At 68.2% G+C, this 17,539-nt stretch carries 11 protein-coding genes; 6 read left to right on the top strand and 5 right to left on the bottom strand.

Annotated elements, in window-relative coordinates; genetic code table 11:
• The first annotated feature begins 4 nt into the window (after nucleotides 1-4).
• Nucleotides 5-1,177, top strand: a complete 1,173-nt coding sequence (locus OQ789_RS14440; RefSeq protein WP_324686618.1) for a sn-glycerol-3-phosphate ABC transporter ATP-binding protein UgpC — start codon at nucleotides 5-7, stop codon at nucleotides 1,175-1,177.
• Entirely contained in the window at nucleotides 1,177-1,743 is a 567-nt protein-coding gene (locus OQ789_RS14435) for a suppressor of fused domain protein (protein ID WP_324686744.1), read from the top strand. Before OQ789_RS14440 ends, OQ789_RS14435 begins: the two co-directional genes overlap by 1 nt.
• Nucleotides 1,744-1,817: 74 nt before the next feature.
• On the opposite strand, the gene corA is transcribed toward OQ789_RS14435, so the two are convergent.
• Nucleotides 1,818-2,918: a magnesium/cobalt transporter CorA gene (corA, locus tag OQ789_RS14430; protein WP_324686617.1), complete on the bottom strand. Its 1,101-nt coding sequence runs from the start codon at nucleotides 2,916-2,918 to the stop codon at nucleotides 1,818-1,820.
• A 213-nt stretch (nucleotides 2,919-3,131) separates the two neighbouring features.
• Here corA and OQ789_RS14425 point away from each other — a divergent pair, with 213 nt between their 5' ends.
• The 3 genes from OQ789_RS14425 to OQ789_RS14415 are packed head-to-tail and all read left to right on the top strand — an operon-like array spanning nucleotide 3,132 to nucleotide 6,227.
• Complete coding sequence (locus OQ789_RS14425) at nucleotides 3,132-4,121, top strand: malate dehydrogenase (protein WP_324686616.1); 990 nt, start codon at nucleotides 3,132-3,134, stop codon at nucleotides 4,119-4,121.
• A 58-nt stretch (nucleotides 4,122-4,179) separates the two neighbouring features.
• The gene (locus tag OQ789_RS14420; protein WP_324686615.1) at nucleotides 4,180-5,379 is read left to right on the top strand and encodes an NADP-dependent malic enzyme; all 1,200 of its coding nucleotides are present in this window, start codon (nucleotides 4,180-4,182) and stop codon (nucleotides 5,377-5,379) included.
• Complete coding sequence (locus OQ789_RS14415) at nucleotides 5,376-6,227, top strand: glycine betaine ABC transporter substrate-binding protein (protein WP_324686614.1); 852 nt, start codon at nucleotides 5,376-5,378, stop codon at nucleotides 6,225-6,227. The genes OQ789_RS14420 and OQ789_RS14415 overlap by 4 nt, the downstream gene beginning before the upstream one ends.
• A 3-nt stretch (nucleotides 6,228-6,230) precedes the next feature.
• Here the strand turns inward: OQ789_RS14415 and OQ789_RS14410 are convergent, their stop codons facing one another.
• The 3 genes from OQ789_RS14410 to OQ789_RS14400 all read right to left on the bottom strand — a co-directional run bounded on the left by OQ789_RS14410 (nucleotide 6,231) and on the right by OQ789_RS14400 (nucleotide 11,872).
• The gene (locus OQ789_RS14410; protein ID WP_324686613.1) at nucleotides 6,231-7,058 is read right to left on the bottom strand and encodes an SDR family oxidoreductase; all 828 of its coding nucleotides are present in this window, start codon (nucleotides 7,056-7,058) and stop codon (nucleotides 6,231-6,233) included.
• Between the two features lie 77 nt (nucleotides 7,059-7,135).
• Complete coding sequence (locus OQ789_RS14405; protein ID WP_324686612.1) at nucleotides 7,136-10,882, bottom strand: multifunctional oxoglutarate decarboxylase/oxoglutarate dehydrogenase thiamine pyrophosphate-binding subunit/dihydrolipoyllysine-residue succinyltransferase subunit; 3,747 nt, start codon at nucleotides 10,880-10,882, stop codon at nucleotides 7,136-7,138.
• A 210-nt stretch (nucleotides 10,883-11,092) separates the two neighbouring features.
• Nucleotides 11,093-11,872, bottom strand: a complete 780-nt coding sequence (locus tag OQ789_RS14400; protein ID WP_324686611.1) for a hypothetical protein — start codon at nucleotides 11,870-11,872, stop codon at nucleotides 11,093-11,095.
• 239 nt (nucleotides 11,873-12,111) lie between these two features.
• Here OQ789_RS14400 and OQ789_RS14395 point away from each other — a divergent pair, with 239 nt between their 5' ends.
• Nucleotides 12,112-14,085: an MFS transporter gene (locus OQ789_RS14395; RefSeq protein WP_324686610.1), complete on the top strand. Its 1,974-nt coding sequence runs from the start codon at nucleotides 12,112-12,114 to the stop codon at nucleotides 14,083-14,085.
• A gap of 9 nt (nucleotides 14,086-14,094) precedes the next feature.
• Here the strand turns inward: OQ789_RS14395 and OQ789_RS14390 are convergent, their stop codons facing one another.
• A complete protein-coding gene (locus tag OQ789_RS14390) occupies nucleotides 14,095-17,511 on the bottom strand; it encodes a TM0106 family RecB-like putative nuclease (protein ID WP_324686609.1) in 3,417 nt (1,138 codons plus the stop codon).
• Between the last annotated feature and the right edge of the window lie 28 nt (nucleotides 17,512-17,539).

The following is a 17,539-nucleotide window of genomic DNA, read 5'->3' as shown; positions in this document are numbered from 1 at the left end:
CTCGATGGCCGAGATTGTGCTGGACCACGTCAGCAAGAGTTATCCCGACGGTGCGATGGCGGTGGAAGACCTGAGTCTCACCATCGCCGACGGCGAATTCCTGATCCTGGTCGGCCCTTCGGGTTGCGGCAAGACCACGACACTGAACATGATTGCCGGACTCGAGGACATCTCGTCGGGCGAGCTGCGCATCGGTGGCGAACGGGTGAATGAGAAGGCGCCCAAAGACCGCGACATCGCGATGGTGTTCCAGTCCTACGCGCTGTACCCGCACATGACGGTGCGGCAGAACATCGCCTTTCCGTTGACCCTGGCAAAGATGAAGAAGTCCGATATCGCCCAGAAGGTCGAGGAGACGGCGAAAACCCTTGACTTGACCCAGCTTTTGGATCGCAAGCCATCGCAGTTGTCGGGCGGGCAGCGGCAGCGGGTGGCCATGGGCCGCGCCATCGTGCGTCATCCCAAGGCATTTCTGATGGACGAGCCGCTGTCGAACCTGGACGCGAAACTGCGGGTGCAGATGCGCGGCGAGATCGCCAGGCTGCAGAAGAGGCTGGGCACCACGACGGTCTACGTCACCCACGACCAGACCGAGGCCATGACGCTCGGCGACCGCGTGGTGGTGATGCATTCCGGTGTCGCGCAACAGATCGGCGCACCGGACGAGCTGTACGAGCATCCGGCCAACCTCTTCGTCGCCGGCTTCATCGGCTCGCCGGCGATGAATTTCTTCCCCGCCACGCTCACGCCCGTCGGGCTCACCCTGCCGTTCGGCGAGGTGATGTTGGCACCCGAAGTCCAAGAGGTGATCGCCCGGCATCCGCGACCGGCGAACGTCATCGTCGGCGCGCGGCCCGAGCATCTGTCCGATGCCGGACTGATCGACGGTTACCAGCGCATCAGGGCGCTGAGCTTCGAGGTGAAAGTCGACTTGGTCGAGTCGTTGGGCGCGGACAAGTACGTCTACTTCTCCACCGCGGCGTGGGCCGCGCACTCGGCCCAGCTGGACGAGCTGGCCGCCGAGTCGGGCGCCCACGAAAACCAGTTCGTGGCAAGGGTTCCGGCTGAATCCAAAGCCGCCATCGGGCAATCGATCGAGTTGGCGTTCGACACTTCCAAGATAGCCGTCTTCGACGCCGACTCCGGTGTCAACCTCACCGTCGCGCCCACCGAGTGATGCTGGACCACGTCCGCGCACACCTGCGCGATCACTTCGCCGGCGTGCAGCCCGATTCGGCGAGCGTGACATTTCTGGGCACCGAGACCATTGAGGTGCTCCGCTTCCACGCCGAGGGGGTGACGCACTATGTGACGCTGGGCTGCTCCCGCCACCCGATGACCGACCCGGCCGAGTTCGTCACCGACGAAACGGGGCCACGTGCGGAAATTATTCTGCGCCTGCGTGATCCGGGATCGGTGACCGGACTGGCACGCAGCCTGGCGATAGTGGCCGCCGCACCCGCGGTGGAGGGCACGGTGCTGGTGCCCGACGCGTTGATCGATCTGGGCACGCCGCTGTGGAGCCGGGCGCCGTTCACGGCAATGTTGTTGGACCGCAGCGATATTGCCGACCTTGCGTTGGATCCGCCCAGGGAGCCGGTGCGGTTCCTGTCGGCGACCCCCATCACCGCCACCGAGGCGGCGTGGGTGCGGCTCAAGGGCGCCGAGGCGATGCGCCAAGCGTGGGACAACGACGGGGTTGACGTGCTCGACCCTGATCGCCATGCCGCGCAACCTAATTGACCGCGCCGAACGTGCAATGCGGGCGAAAAATCGGCCGAAAAATCGCACAACGAGTGCACGCCGTGCGACGTCCGCTAGAGCCAGTCCTGCTTCCGGAACCGGAAGTAGAGGAGTATGCAGACGAGAACCATCGCACTGACCACCGTCGGGTAGCCCCACTTCTCGTCCAGTTCGGGCATGAAGTGGAAGTTCATGCCGTAGATGCCGGCGACCATGGTGGGGACGGCGATGATGCCGGCCCAGGCCGAGATCTTGCGCATGTCCATGTTCTGCTGCATGCCGACCCGGGCCAGCGCGGCCTGCACCAGCGAGTTGAGCATGTCGTCGTACGCGGCGATCTGCTCGGCGGCCTCGGTCTGGTGGTCGGCGACATCGCGCAGGTAGCGCCGCACTTCCTTGGAGATCAGGTCCTTGTTCTCGGTCTGCATGCGCGCGAACGCACCCGACAGCGGGGCCACGCACCGGCGCAACTCGACGACCTCGCGCTTGAGCAGATAGATCGGTTCGACGTCGATCTTGCGGCCGGGAGAAAACGCCACCACCTCGATCGCGTCGACGTCGCCCTCCATCAACTCGGTGACCTCGAGGTAGTGGTCCACCACGTAGTCGGAGATCGCGTGCATCACCGCGTGGGGGCCCAGCCGGAGGTGCTCGGGGTCGGCGTCCATCCGTTTGCGCACCTCGTGCAACCCGCCGTGGTCACCGTGGCGGACGGTGACCACGAAGTCCGCACCGACGAAGATCATGATCTCCCCGGTCTCGACGATCTCGCGGGCCAGCACCACCGACTCGTGCGGCACGTATTTGACGGTCTTGAGCACCAGGAACAGCGTCTCGTCGTAGCGCTCCAGCTTGGGCCGCTGGTGGGCGTGTACGGCGTCCTCGACCGCGAGCGGGTGCAGTCCGTACACGTCGGCGACATCCTGCATCTGCGCCTCGGAGGGTTCGTGCAGCCCCACCCACACGAATGCGTTCTGCCCGGACAGGCCCAGCTCCCGCACCTTGGCCAGCGCGTCGGTGGGCGCCCACTTGCCGGGCAGCCGATCGCCGTCGAGGTAGACACCGCAGTCGATGAGCGTCTCGGTCGCCGGGTCGGCCACCGCGTGGACGTGCTGAGTGCGCGGCCGCGCGACCGGTCTCAGTGCTTCGGGCAAAGCGTCGAATCCAGGAAACACGTCCACCTCCTATCGCCGCGTGTGCCTGCTGAGCGGTGGTTCATCGTACGCGTCTCGGGGCAACAACAGGAGACGAGCGGCGCCGCTGGCAGCGAATTCCCCGCCGCCGGTCGGACCGGGCGAATTCGCGGCGGCGCCGGTGCGCTAGTTTCGACCCCGAACCCGTCAAGTGGATCCGTCAGATGAACAATCCGTCAAAGGAGCAGAACCGACGTGAGCGCAAGTCCTCTCAAGGTCGCTGTCACCGGCGCCGCCGGCCAGATCGGCTACAGCCTGTTGTTCCGCCTGGCCAGTGGCTCGTTGCTGGGCCCCGATCGCCCGATCGAGCTGCGCCTCCTTGAGATCGAGCCCGCCCTCAAGGCGCTGGAGGGCGTCGTGATGGAGCTCGACGACTGTGCGTTCCCGTTGCTGTCCGGCGTCCAGATCGGCGCGGACGCGAACAAGATCTTCGACGGCGTGAACCTGGCGCTGCTGGTCGGCGCCCGGCCGCGCGGCCCGGGCATGGAGCGCAGCGACCTGCTGGAGGCCAACGGCGCGATCTTCACCGCCCAGGGCAAGGCGCTCAACTCCGTCGCCGCCGACGACGTCCGCATCGGCGTGACCGGCAACCCGGCCAACACCAACGCGCTGATCGCGCTGAGCAACGCCCCCGACATCCCCAAGGAGCGGTTCTCCGCGCTGACCCGCCTGGACCACAACCGGGCGATCAGCCAGCTGGCCAAGAAGACCGGCGCCGCCGTCACCGACATCAAGAAGCTGACCATCTGGGGCAACCACTCGGCCACTCAGTACCCCGACATCTTCCACGCCGAGGTCGGCGGCAAGAACGCCGCCGAGGTGGTCAACGACCAGAATTGGATCGAGAACGACTTCATCCCGACGGTCGCCAAGCGCGGCGCGGCGATCATCGACGCGCGGGGCGCCTCCTCGGCCGCCTCGGCCGCGTCGGCCACCGTCGACGCCGCCCGGTCCTGGCTGCTCGGCAGCCCCGAGGGCGACTGGGTGTCGATGGCGGTCTACTCCGACGGCTCCTACGGGGTTCCGGAGGGAATCGTGTCGTCGTTCCCGGTGACCACCAAGGACGGCAACTGGTCGATCGTGCAGGGGCTGGATATCGACGAGTTCTCCCGCGGCCGCATCGACAAGACCACCGCCGAGCTGGTCGACGAGCGCTCCGCCGTCACGGAGTTGAAACTCATCTGAGATCGACCGCACACGTCGCAAATTAGGGCTACTAATGAGTAGTCAGTACCCTGGGGCCGTGTCCGAATTGCTTGAATCGATACAGAACGCCGAGCAGGGCGGAATCAGCGACGCGGAGATCTTCGACGCACACGTCGGCGGCAAGCTTTCGATCGGCCTGACGGCCCCGCTGGACAGCCAGCGCGCCCTTTCGGTCGCCTACACCCCGGGCGTGGCGCAGGTCAGCCGCGCGATCGCCGCCGACGCCACGCTGGCCGGCCGCTACACCTGGGCGAGCCGCCTGGTGGCCGTCGTCAGCGACGGCAGCGCCGTGCTCGGTCTCGGTGACATCGGGCCCGCGGCATCGCTGCCGGTGATGGAAGGCAAGTGTGGCCTGTTCAAGGAGTTCGCCGGCCTGGACGCGATCCCCATCGTGCTGGACACCAAGGATCCCGACGAGATCGTCGAGACGCTGATCCGTATGCGCCCGACGTTCGGTGCGGTGAACCTCGAGGACATCTCCGCGCCGCGCTGCTTCGAGATCGAGCAACGGCTCATCGAGGCGCTGGACTGCCCGGTGATGCACGACGACCAGCACGGCACCGCGATCGTGGTGCTGGCGGCGATGATGGGCGCCGCGCGGGTGCTGGGCCGCGACATGACCACGCTGCGGGTCGTGGTGTCCGGTGCCGGGGCGGCCGGCGTCGCGTGCTCGAATCTTCTTCTGGCTAGCGGGATTTCGGATGTGACGGTGCTCGACTCGCGCGGCATCCTGCACCTCGGCCGCGATGGCATGAACAGCGTGAAGGCCGACCTCGCGCGGCGCAGCAACCCGCGGGGCCTGGCCGGGGGCATGGTGGAAGCGCTCGCCGAGGCCGACGTGTTCCTCGGGCTGTCCGCGGGGGTGGTGCCCGAGGAACTGATCGCGACGATGACTCCAGGCGGGATCGTGTTCGCGCTGTCCAACCCCGACCCGGAGATTCACCCCGAGGTCGCGGCCAGGTACGCGGCGGTGGTGGCCACCGGTCGCAGCGACTTCCCCAACCAGATCAACAACGTGCTGGCGTTCCCCGGACTGTTCCGCGGCGCTCTGGATGCCGGGGCCCGGCGCATCACCCAGCAAATGAAGGTCGCCGCGGCCGAAGCGATCTTCTCCGTCGCCGTCGATGACCTCGCGCCGGACCGGATCGTCCCCAGCCCGCTGGACCTGCGCGTCGGGGAGGCGGTAGCTGCCGCGGTTGCCTTCGCGGCAGCCGACGGGGCCGACATCCCGGTGTGACCAGGCTGGCCGCGCTGCTGCTGGCGGCGCTGCTGGCGGTGGCGGGCTGCGACGAGCGCCGCCCCGCTCCCGAATCGGTGGTCGGGTCTTGGCCGGACGGCCAGTCGATCCTGCTGGCCGATATCTACGTCGCGGCGTTGCGGTCCTACGGCTTCGCTGCTCGGGCCGCCACCGCGGACGACCCCAGGCCGCAACTGGATTCCGGCGCATTCACCGTCCTGCCCGTGTTCACCGGCCGCACGTTGGAGACCTTGCAGCCCGGCGCGACGGCAATGTCGGACAAGGACGTCTACCGCGCGATGATCGCCGCCCTGCCCGAGGGCGTGGTGGCGGGCGACTACACGACGGCCGCCGAGGACAAGCCGGTGTTGCTGGTCAGCCAGCCCACCGCCAAGGCGTGGGGCGGTAGCGATGTCAGCGCGGACCTGACCACGCTGCCGCGCCACTGCGACGGCCTCGTCGTCGGGACCGTCGCCGGACATCACCAGCCGTCGGCGGTCGGCTCCTGCAGGCTTGGCCAGCCACGTGAATTCCCCGATGGCGCAACGATGTTCGCCGCGATCCGGACGGGGCAGCTGACGGCGGGCTGGACCACCTCGGCCGACCCCGCCACACCGGGCGACCTCGTCGCGCTGGCCGACGGCAAACCCGCGCTGATCCGCGCGGAGAATGTGGCGCCGCTTTACCGCCGCAACACGCTGAGCGATCGACAGTTGCTGGCGATCAACGAAGTGGCCGGTGTGCTGGACACCGCCGCCCTGGTCGAGATGCGCCGGCAAGTGGGCGCCGGTGCCGACCCGCAGGCGGTGGCCGGCGGCTGGCTGGCCGAGCACCCGCTCGGGCGCTGACGATCACGGCCTGGGCAGCAACCGCCCCATCACCGGACCGAACAGCTGCTGGTAGCCCGATCCGGTCAGCCGCACCAGGATGTCCAGGAACTTCGCGTCGGGGCCCACCAACACCCGCGCCTTCTTCTTGCGCACGGCGTCCAGGATGATCTGGGCGGCGCGGTGGGGGGTGGTCTTGGCCAGCCGCTTGTCGAACAACTTGGCCAGCTCGGCCTGGTCGAGGCCGTCGGCGGCGGTGGCGTTACGCGCGATGGCGGTCTTGATGCCGCCCGGGTGCACCGTGGTCACCGCCACCGGGTGGCCGGCCGCCCCCATCTCCTGGCGCAGCGCTTCGGTGAACCCACGCACCGCGAACTTGGCCGAGTTGTAGGCCGCCTGCCCGGGCACCGCGAACAGCCCGAACACGCTGGACACGTTGACGACGTGCCCGTCGCCCGAGGCGATCAGGTGCGGCAGGAACGCCTTGGTGCCGTTGACGACACCCCAGAAGTCGACGTCCATCACCCGCTCGATGTCCTTGAACTGGCTGACTTCGACGTCGCCGGTGAAAGCGATGCCGGCGTTGTTGTAGACCTGGTTGACCTTGCCGAAGTGCTCCTTGACGCCGTCGGCATAGGCCAGAAAGGCCTCCCGCTCGGTCACGTCGAGCCGATCGGACTTGAACGTCGCGCCGATCGCCTTGAGCTGTTCCTCGGTGCCGGCCAGGCCCTCGATGTCGACGTCGCTGATCGCCACCTTGGCGCCCGAGCGGGCCAGCTCCAGGGCCAGCGCCTGCCCGATACCTGAACCCGCGCCCGTCACCACCGCGACCTTGCCGGCGAACCCTTGCATGAGCACCCTTCCTTATCGGCACGTTTGCGTCGAGGTTAGCCGGTACCGGCGGTCCCCGATTCTTGCGGGTGGCTCGATCAGGCGAACGCGGTGTCGATGATCTCCTGCTGCTCGACGGCGTGCACCTTGGACGATCCCGACGACGGCGCCGACATCGCCCGCCGCGAGATCCGCTTGAGCCCGGTCAGCTTGTCGGGCAGCAGTTCGGGGAGCTCCAGCCCGAATCGCGGCCACGCGCCCTGGTTGGCCGGTTCCTCCTGGACCCAGAAGAACTGCGTGGCATTGGGGTAGCGGTCCAGCGTTTCGTTCAGGCGCCGCTTCGGCAGCGGGGCCAGCTGTTCGATGCGGACGATCGCCACGTCGTCGCGGTTGTCCTTGGCCTTGCGCGCCACCAACTCGTAGTAAACCTTGCCGCTGGTCAGCAGGAGCCGGGTGACCTTGCCGCGATCGCCGATGCCGTCCTCGTAGGTGGGTTCCTCGAGCACCGAGCGGAACTTGATTTCGGTGAAGTCCCGGACGTCGCTGACCGCCGCCTTGTTGCGCAGCATCGACTTGGGCGTGAACACGATCAGCGGCCGCTGAACGCCGTCGAGAGCGTGCCGGCGCAACAGGTGAAAGTAGTTCGACGGCGTCGAGGGCACCGCGATCGTCATCGAACCCTCGGCCCACAGCTGCAGGAAGCGCTCGATGCGGCCCGAGGTGTGGTCGGGGCCCTGGCCCTCGTGGCCGTGCGGCAGCAGCAGCACGACGCTGGACAGCTGGCCCCACTTGGCCTCACCGGAGCTGATGAACTCGTCGATGATCGATTGCGCGCCGTTGACGAAGTCGCCGAACTGCGCCTCCCACAACACCAGGGCGTCGGGGTTGCCCACCGTGTAGCCGTACTCGAAGCCGACGGCGGCATACTCCGACAGCGGCGAGTCGTAGACCAGGAACTTGCCTCCGGTGGGGGTGCCGTCGGGGCTCCTCGCCAGCAGCCGCAGCGGCGTGAACTCTTCACCGGTGTTGCGGTCGATGATCACCGAGTGCCGCTGGGAGAAGGTGCCGCGCCGGGTGTCTTGACCCGACAGCCGCACCAGCTTGCCCTCGGCCACCAGCGTGCCCAGCGCCAGCAGCTCCGCGAAGGCCCAGTCGATCTTGCCCTCGTAGGCCATCTCGCGCCGCTTCTCCAGCACCGGCTGCACCCGCGGGTGCGCGGTGAAGCCGTCCGGGGTCGCCAGGAAGGCGTCACCGATGCGGGCCAGCAGAGCCTTGTCCACCGCGGTGGCAAGGTGCGCAGACAACATCTGGTCGGCCTCGACCGATTCGCTCGGCAGCGCGCCGTGTTTCTCCAGCTCGCGGACCTCGTTGAACACCCGCTCCAGCTGGCCCTGATAGTCGCGCAGCGCGTCCTCGGCCTCTTTCATCGAGATGTCGCCGCGGCCGATCAGGGCTTCGGTGTAGCTCTTGCGGACTCCGCGCTTGATGTCGACGACGTCGTACATCGCGGGGTTGGTCATCGACGGGTCGTCGCCCTCGTTGTGCCCGCGCTTGCGGTAGCACAGCATGTCGATCACGACGTCCTTCTTGAACTCCTGGCGGAAGTCGACGGCCAGCTTGGCCACCCACGCGCAGGCCTCCGGGTCGTCGCCGTTGACGTGGAAGATCGGTGCCCCGATCATCTTCGCGACGTCCGTGCAGTACTCGCTGGACCGTGAGTACTCCGGCGCGGTGGTGAAGCCGATCTGGTTGTTGGCGATGATGTGGATGGTGCCGCCCACGCGGTAGCCGGGCAGGTTGGTCATGTTCAGCGTCTCGGCGACCACGCCCTGACCGGCGAACGCGGCGTCGCCGTGCAGCATCATCGGCACCACCGAGAACGCTTTTTCGTCCCCGTGGTCTTCAGCGCCGTGATTGAGCAGGTCCTGCTTGGCGCGCACCAGACCCTCCAGCACCGGGTCAACGGCTTCCAGGTGCGATGGGTTGGCGGTCAGCGACACCTGAATGTCGTTGTCGCCGAACATTTGTAGATACACGCCGGTGGCGCCCAGGTGATACTTGACGTCGCCGGAGCCGTGCGCCTGCGACGGGTTCAGGTTGCCCTCGAACTCGGAGAAGATCTGCGAATAGGGCTTGCCGACGATGTTGGCCAGCACGTTGAGCCGGCCGCGGTGCGGCATCCCGATGACCACCTCGTCGAGTCCGTGCTCGGCGCACTGATCGATCGCCGCGTCCATCATCGGGATGATGCTCTCCGCACCTTCCAGTGAAAAGCGTTTCTGGCCAACGTATTTGGTCTGCAGGAAGGTTTCGAAAGCCTCGGCCGCGTTCAGTTTGCTCAGGATGAACTTCTGCTCGGCCACGGTCGGCTTGACGTGCTTGGTCTCGACGCGCTGCTGCAGCCATTCCTGTTGGGTGGGATCGAGGATGTGGGTGTACTCCACGCCGATGTGGCGGCAGTAGGCGTCGCGAAGCAGCCCCAGCACGTCGCGCAGTTTCTTGTACTCGGACCCGGCGAAGCCGTTGACCTTGAACACCCGGTCGAGATCCCACAGCGTCAGGCCGTGGTTGAGAATCTCGAGGTCGGGGTGGCTGCGGAACCGGCTGCCGTCCAACCGCAGCGGATCGATGTCGGCCATCAGGTGACCGCGATTACGGTAGGCAGCAATCAACTCCAGCACCCGGGCGTTCTTGTCGACGATCGAGTCGGGGTGGTCGGTGCTCCAGCGCACCGGCAGATAGGGGTTGCCCAGCTCGCGGAAGATGTCGTCCCAGAAAGCGTCCGACAGCAGCATCTCGTGGATGGTGCGCAGGAAGTCGCCGGACTCCGCGCCCTGGATGATGCGGTGGTCATAGGTGGACGTCAGGGTGATCAGCTTGCCGATGCCCAGCTCGGCGATGCGTTCCTCGCTGGCGCCCTGGAACTCCGCGGGGTACTCCATGGCGCCGACCCCGATGATCGCGCCCTGTCCGTTCATCAGCCGCGGCACCGAGTGCACGGTGCCGATGGTGCCCGGGTTGGTCAGCGAAATGGTCACGCCGGCAAAGTCTTCGGCGGTCAGCTTGCCGTCGCGGGCGCGCCGCACGATGTCTTCGTAGGCGGTGACGAACTGTGCGAACCGCATGGTTTCGCAGCCCTTGATCCCGGCGACCACGAGGGAACGCTTGCCGTCTTTGCCCTGCAGGTCGATGGCCAGGCCAAGATTGGTGTGCGCCGGTGTCACCGCGGTGGGCTTGCCGTCGACCTCGGCGTAGTGCCGATTCATGTTCGGGAACTTCTTGATCGCCTGCACCAGCGCGTAGCCCAGCAGATGGGTGAACGAGATCTTGCCGCCCCGGGTGCGCTTGAGCTGGTTGTTGATGACGATCCGGTTGTCGATCAGCAGCTTGGCCGGAACGGCACGCACACTGGTCGCCGTCGGCACGTCCAGTGACGCCGACATGTTCTTGACGACGGCCGCCGCGGCGCCGCGCAGCGTCTGCAGCTCGTCGCCTTCCGCGGGCGCAGGTGTGGCGGCTTTGGCCGGCCGCGCCGCGGCCCCATTGCCGGCGGTCCCGCCTGCGGGGGCGGCGGGCTTGACGGTTTCGGTCGGTGGCGCGGGCGCCGCCGCCGGCTTCGTCGTTGCAGCCGCGGCCGCGGCCGCGGCTGGGGCTGGGGCGGCGGGCGGCGGGCCATCACCGCTGGTCGGGGAGGCCGGTGCGGATTCGCCGGCGGACTCGGGGTTGTAGTCGACCAGGAACTCGTGCCAGCTCGGATCGACGGACGAGGGGTCGTCGCGATACTTGCGGTACATCTCCTCGACCAGCCATTCGTTTTGCCCGAATGGTGAACTTATGTTGCTCACGACCGCAGCTCGCCTCAATCCTTCTGTCCCGCAAGCGCATTCCCGCGGCGCCTGCACCTTTGTCGGCAACGGATGACCGAACACCTGACACCCATGGCGATACCTATCATTTCCGCCCTCTAAAGGCTAACCTTTCGCCGCCGATTCGCCAGGCTGACCGGGGGCGCGGGCATGGGCGATCAGCTACGGTCGCGAAGGCGGCAATCCCCGCTAGCCGGCCTCGTGGATCGGGGGCACCAGATGCAGCGCGCGGGGCCACCGCGCGGGCGGGGCGCCGAACGCCCTGTTGGCGTTGCGGATCATCTTCTTGCCGGCGAGGTAGTTGCCGATGGCCCCCACCACGACCCCGATGCCGACCGGCAGCAGTTTGCCGAACAGCAGCGCACCGCGCCGCAAGGTGTACTTGCGGACCCACGACTTGAGCAGCCGCGAATTCAGCTTCGACATCGACGACAGCGGCAAGGCGGCCAGGCTCTCGGAGATCCAGCCGCCGTGGGTGCGGCCCGGCCCGATCAGCTGGGCGACGGCGCGCTCGCTGTTGTCACCCGCGAGTACCGCCAGCACCAGCGCGCGTCGGCGTTCCCGGTGCTCGGCCGGAATGTCGTGGACCACCGCCACCGCCAGCACGTAGAACGCGGTGGCCTCCAGGAATGTCACCGTCTCCGCGGCCGCCGCGGACAGCGCGCTGATCGTGCCGATCCCCGGGACGGTCGCGGCGGCCCCCACGGCAACGCCGCCGGCCGTCACGATGGCCAGGTATCGCTTCTGCAGCTTGCCCAGGATCTCAGCCGGGGTGGCGCTGGGGTTCGCGTTGCGCAGCCGGGTCACATAAGCCTCGGCGGCCGGGCCCTGAATCCACGAGCTCCGCTCGATGACCTGCGCCAACGCCCGCGCGGACATCTTGGGCCGAGCGTTGTCGCCGGCCGGCGGCCGGCCGTCTTTGGACATGGTGAAGAACCGGTTCGGCGACCTTTTCCGTCGAGCCCGCATATTGTCTCTCCTGCAAATGGCGTTCCCCCAGGCTAACTCGCCCGCGGGAAAATCCGGCGGGTTACGCGCCTTGACCGAGGTCCTCGGCTGCCGGTCGATTGCCTCACCGGGAATAATGCAGGCTGGATGTCTGCGACGGTCCGTGCCGTTTGGCCGGTTTTCATGCTGTTTGGCGCGCTGCGCGTGTGGTCTGCCACTCGCTCAACAACAGCGTCCGGGAACGAAACGAGGTGGGCTGGATGACGACGGCTACGCCCCGCACGCCCGGGGGAACCGGGAGCGCGAAATCGGAGCCGGCCCGGGCCGCCACCCGCTGGGACTATCTGACCCGGAGCTCGCCGCAGTCGCGGAATCCCTGGAACCCCCTCTGGGCGATGATGATCGGCTTTTTCATGATCATGGTCGACTCGACCATCGTCGCCATCGCGAACCCGACCATCATGACCAGCCTGCGCATCGGCTACGACACCGTGGTCTGGGTGACCAGCGCCTACCTGCTGGGCTACGCGGTCGTCTTGCTGGTGGCCGGGCGTCTGGGTGACCGGTTCGGGCCCAAGAACCTCTACCTGATCGGCCTGGTCGTGTTCACCCTCTCCTCGGTGTGGTGCGGGTTGGCCGGCAGCGCCGCCATGCTGATCGCGGCGCGCGTCGCGCAGGGCGTCGGCGCGGGGCTGCTCACGCCGCAGACCCTGTCGACCATCACCCGGATCTTCCCGTCGGAGCGTCGCGGCGTCGCGGTGAGCCTGTGGGGCGCCACCGCCGGCGTGGCCAGCCTGGTGGGCCCGCTGGCCGGTGGTGTCCTGGTCGACGGGCTGGGCTGGCAGTGGATCTTCTTCGTCAACGTCCCCATCGGCGTGGTCGGGCTGGCGTTGGCGTATTGGCTGATTCCGGTGCTGCCCACACAGTCGCACCCCCTCGACCTGATCGGGGTCGTGCTGTCGGGCATCGGCATCTTCCTGGTCGTGTTCGGGCTGCAACAGGGGCAGGCCGAACACTGGCAGCCCTGGATCTGGGCGTTGATCGTCGCGGGCGTCGGATTCATGACGGCCTTCGCGTTCTGGCAGTCGCTGAATGCGCACGAGCCGCTGATCCCGTTGGTGATCTTCGGCGACCGCGACTTCAGCGTGTGCAACGTGGGGGTCGCCATCGTCTCGTTCACTTCAACGGCCATGATGCTGCCGCTGACGTTCTACGCGCAGGCCGTGTGCGGTCTGTCGCCGACGCGCTCGGCCCTGTTGATCGCGCCGATGGCGATCGCCAACGCGGTCTTCGCGCCGTCCGTCGGCAGGATCGTCGACAAGTACCATCCGCAGCCGGTGCTCGGCTTCGGCTTCTCGGTGCTGGCGATCGCGCTGACCTGGCTGACTTTCGAGATGTCGCCGACAACACCGATCTGGCGGCTGGTGTTGCCGTTCTTCGCCACGGGTGTCGGCATGGCGTTCGTATGGTCGCCGCTAACCGCTACCGCGACACGCAACCTGCCGCCGGAGTTGGCCGGCGCGGGATCGGCGGTGTACAACTCCGTGCGCCAGCTCGGCGCGGTGCTGGGCAGCGCCGGCATGGCCGCGTTCATGACGTGGCGGATAACCGATGAGATGCCGCGCCGGCCGTCCGGCGGGGCCGTCGGCGAGGACGCGGTCGGCCTGCAGTTGCCCGGGTTCCTGCGCGAGCCGTTCGCGGCCGCGATGTCGCAGTCGGTGCTGCTGCCGGCCTTCGTCGCGCTGTTCGGGATCATCGCCGCACTGTGTTTGGTGGGCTCCGCGCCGTGGGTCGGCAAGGGCGACGGCAGGGGCGGTGACGATCCGCCCGGCCCCGACGACGGCCTGGTCGACGACGACTATGACGACGACCAGTATGTGGAGTTGATCCTGGTGCGCGAGCCCCACGCGGAGCGGGGCGGCGGTCCGGCGCGCACCGACCGGTCGCGCCGGTCACCGACCGATTCGTGGCGGACAGCCGGCGACGACGTGGCGCAGGATCAACCAATCAGCCACGCCCACAACGGGTCTCATGTGGACGGCGGCAAGCGCCTTCGTCAGGTGGCGGTGCTGCGCCCGCCCCGCTCGCTCCCGCCCGGTGATCGGCTCACCAGGCCGCCGCGCCGCAGCCCCGACGGTCCGGCGGGGCGGCATTTCTCCGACGGCGACTCGCTGCGAGGCCAGCATCCCGACGACGACCCCACCGGTCGGGGGCGGCATTCGTCAACCGGTTAGATTAGACGGTCACCGCGGATCGGGCTGCGTGAGCGCCAGAAACGCGCCCAAGTCCACCAGGCCCGCGGGGGTGGCGGGCAGATACTCCGTCAGCGACGGGGAGCGCACGATCACGGCCGCGTACTGAGCCCGGCTTACCGCGACGTTGAGCCGATTCCTGTTGAGCAGGAAGGAGATTCCGCGGGGCACCACATCCATCGACGACACCGTCATCGAGATGAAGACCACCGGCGCCTGCGCGCCCTGGAACTTGTCGACCGTCCCCACCCGGACCCCACCGAGGTCCGCGGCGGCCAACCGGTGACGCAGCAGCGCCACCTGCGCGTTGTAGGGCGCCAGCACCAGCACGTCGGCAGCGCTTAGCGCGCGGGCGCCGTGTTCGTCGGTCCACGACGCGCCGAGCAGGCGCTTGATCTCGGCGATGATCGCGTCGGCCTCCTCGGGACTCTCGGTCGAATTGCCTTGATGCTCAACCGAAAGCAGCTGCACGCCGGCCCCGCAGCCGTCGAGGTGGCGCGCGGCGGCGCACTCGTGGGAGTGCAGCCTGTCCTCGTAGGAGAGCGCCGAAACCGCGGCGCAGACCGCCGGATGCATGCGGTACGAGAGGTCCAGGAAGTAGCCGCGTTCGGCGGGCAGGGTGCGCTGACCGTCGACCAGCCACTCCAGCGCGGAGGTGTCCACCGGCTCCGGATGAGTGCCTTGGCTGACCTGTGGCAGCTGCTGGGGGTCCCCGAGCAGCAGCAGGTTCGCGGCGGCCGGGGCCACCGCGATGGTGTTGGCCAAACAGAACTGGCCGGCCTCGTCGACGACCAGCAGATCCAGGCTCCCCGGTGGTATCCGAGTGGCGTTGGCGAAATCCCATGCCGTTCCGCCGATCACACACCCCGCAGTCTCGGCGAGAAACGCGGCGTACGCGGCGCCGTCGATCTCCCGCCAGCGCGGACCCCGGTGGTCGTGGCGCTTCTTCGCGACCCGCTGCGGATCCAGGCCCGCGTCGATCACGCAATCCAGCAGGTTCTCCACGGTGGCGTGCGATTGCGCGACCACACCGACGCGCCAGCCGTATTCGGTGACCAGGCCGTGGATCACCCGGGCGGCGGTGTGCGTCTTGCCGGTGCCCGGCGGCCCGTGCGCCGCCAGGTACGACGAGTCCAAGCTGAGCAGCGCGGCGGTGATGTCGGCGACGGTGTTGCCGCCGCGCGGCAGGGGAGTGCCGTCCCGCGCGCGTGGGGCGCGACGCAGCAGGACGTCGACGATGGCGCTGCGGGGCAGTTGCGGCAGCCCGGCGGCCACCGCGGCCGCGGTCGCTTCGATCGACTCGCGCAGGGCCGTCGTCGGGATGGGCGGCCCCGGGGTCAGCGCAGCCGGCAACTGGTGAAAGGTCTTGTTGTCGTTGCCGACTCGTTCAACGACCACCACCTCGGTGGGAATCGCGGGATCGTCGGCTTCGACGACCGTGGCCCGCCCGGCCGCCCGCCGGTGGGGGCTGTCGGTCATGCCGGTCGGGGCCGGCGGGTCGTAGAGCGCAAACACGTCGTTCTTCAACTCGCCTCGCGCCAACTCGCCGCGCAACTCCAGCCGTCGCTGCGGTTTGCGTGCCCGGGGAGGTGTGTGCCAGTCGACGCTTACCGACGCGTGCTCGGCGACGAACACGTCGGTGTTGTCCGCCCACTCGTCGATGGGGAAGTTCAGCCGGTCGAAATGCGCCCACCAGAAGGGCTTGTCCTCGCGCCGGTGATAGCCGCGCGCCGCGGCCAACAGCGCCACCGCCGTCTGCTGCGGGCCGCGGTCGCCGATGCCGGCCGCTCCGCTGAATGTCGACAACGTCACCGCGAGCCGGTCGCGGTCGTCGACGGTGTTGCCCTCGGGCACGGGCTGGGCGCCGACCGGCACCACGCCGGACTCGTAGGCGCGCAGGATCAACCAGTTCCGCAGTTCTTGCGTCGACCGGCAGTCGTAGTGGTTGTAGTCCTCGATCTCCTTGAGCACCGATGCGGCCTCGTCGTCGCGGCCGTCGGCCCGCAGTTCGCAGTACCGTGCGAAGGAGGTGATCGACCCGGTGGCCGTGGTCACGTCACCCGCGCGCAGTTGTGCCCCCATGTAGAGCGGCTCGAGTGCCTTGAGGCTGAACGACTCCGCGCCCACCCGAATGCTCCTGCGCACCAACGGGTATAGGTCAACCAGCGTACCGCTGCGCAGCAGTTCGTCGACGTCGTCCTCACCCACTCCGTAGCGTCCGGCGAGCCGCAACAACGCGGTCTTCTCGTAGGGCGCGTAGTGGTAGATGTGCATGTTCGGGTGACGCCTGCGGCGTTTGGCCACCAGCGCCAAAAAGTCGATCAGCGCGGTGCGTTCGTCGGCCCGGTCATGTGCCCAGAGTGGGCGAAACCTGCCCGTCGGCCCGGCCTCGAGCACACCGAACAGATATTCCAGGCCCCACTCGCGCCCGTCGGTGGTCCACAGCGGGTCGCCTTCGAAGTCGAAGAACAGGTCGCCGGGATCGGGCTCGGGCAGCAGGGACAGCGGCTGCGGGTCGATGACCTCGACCTGCGGAATGCCGGTTTCACGTTGACGCACTTGCAGTTTCGCCTGGATGACGAGTTTGTTGAGCACGCCGGCCGCCAAGCCGGGCACGGGCTCGCGTGCATCGGCCAACTCGGCGACGGTGCCGATCCCTGCGTCAAAGAGCTTGTCGCGCTGGCTCACTCGCATACCGGCCACCAACAGCACGTCGTCGGCCGCCCGCAGCTGCTCGAGGCACGACGGGCAGCGAAAACAGGCGCCAACCCCGTCGTCTTCCCAGCGGACCGGGACACCGCGCGCGTTGTGCTCGTCGAGGAGGCGCTGCAGGCGGGCCCGCTGGGTGCGGTACACCGGGATCAGGTCGCACACGCGGTGCCGCACCGTGGTCTGATCGCCGAGCCGCAGCTCGGCCTCCGGCGCGACCGGGATGCCCGAGGCGGCCAACGCGTCGGCGTAGGCGGCCACCTGCAACAGCGCGGTCACCGTGGCCGAGCGGGCCAGTTTGGTGTCGACGACCCGGTATCGCTCGCCGACGCGCACCAGGAAGTCCGCGAAGCCGACGAAGCGGCCATCGAACATCGCGGCCTGGTACACCACGGGCGCGCGGTCGGCGACGGCACGGCGGGTGGCGTCGGCGGCCGCCGCGAGGCCGGCGGGCGTGTAGGCCGGGCGGCCGATGATCGCGACGGCCGTCCCGAACCGGTCGCGCAGCACGGCGAGTTCGCGTCGTTCATGTTCGCTGCCGAGGTCGGCCGTGCGGGTGAGGAGTTCGTCCTCCGGGGTGACGAGCGCGGGGCCGCGGCCCAGCTTCGCGTCGAAATCCCGCAGTAGCGCGAATTCGCAGCGGGCGGCGGCGGCAAGATCCGATGCGCTGTACACGATGCCGTCGCCGGAGACCAACATTGGAGCCACTGTAGGTCAGCGCACCGAC

Origin of the sequence: Mycobacterium sp. 94-17 (genome assembly GCF_035617725.1) — a bacterium.
In the GTDB taxonomy this organism is placed as follows: Bacteria; Actinomycetota; Actinomycetes; order Mycobacteriales; family Mycobacteriaceae; genus Mycobacterium.
Note: the sequence above shows the minus strand (reverse complement) of the source record. Positions and strands in the feature narration are given on the sequence as shown.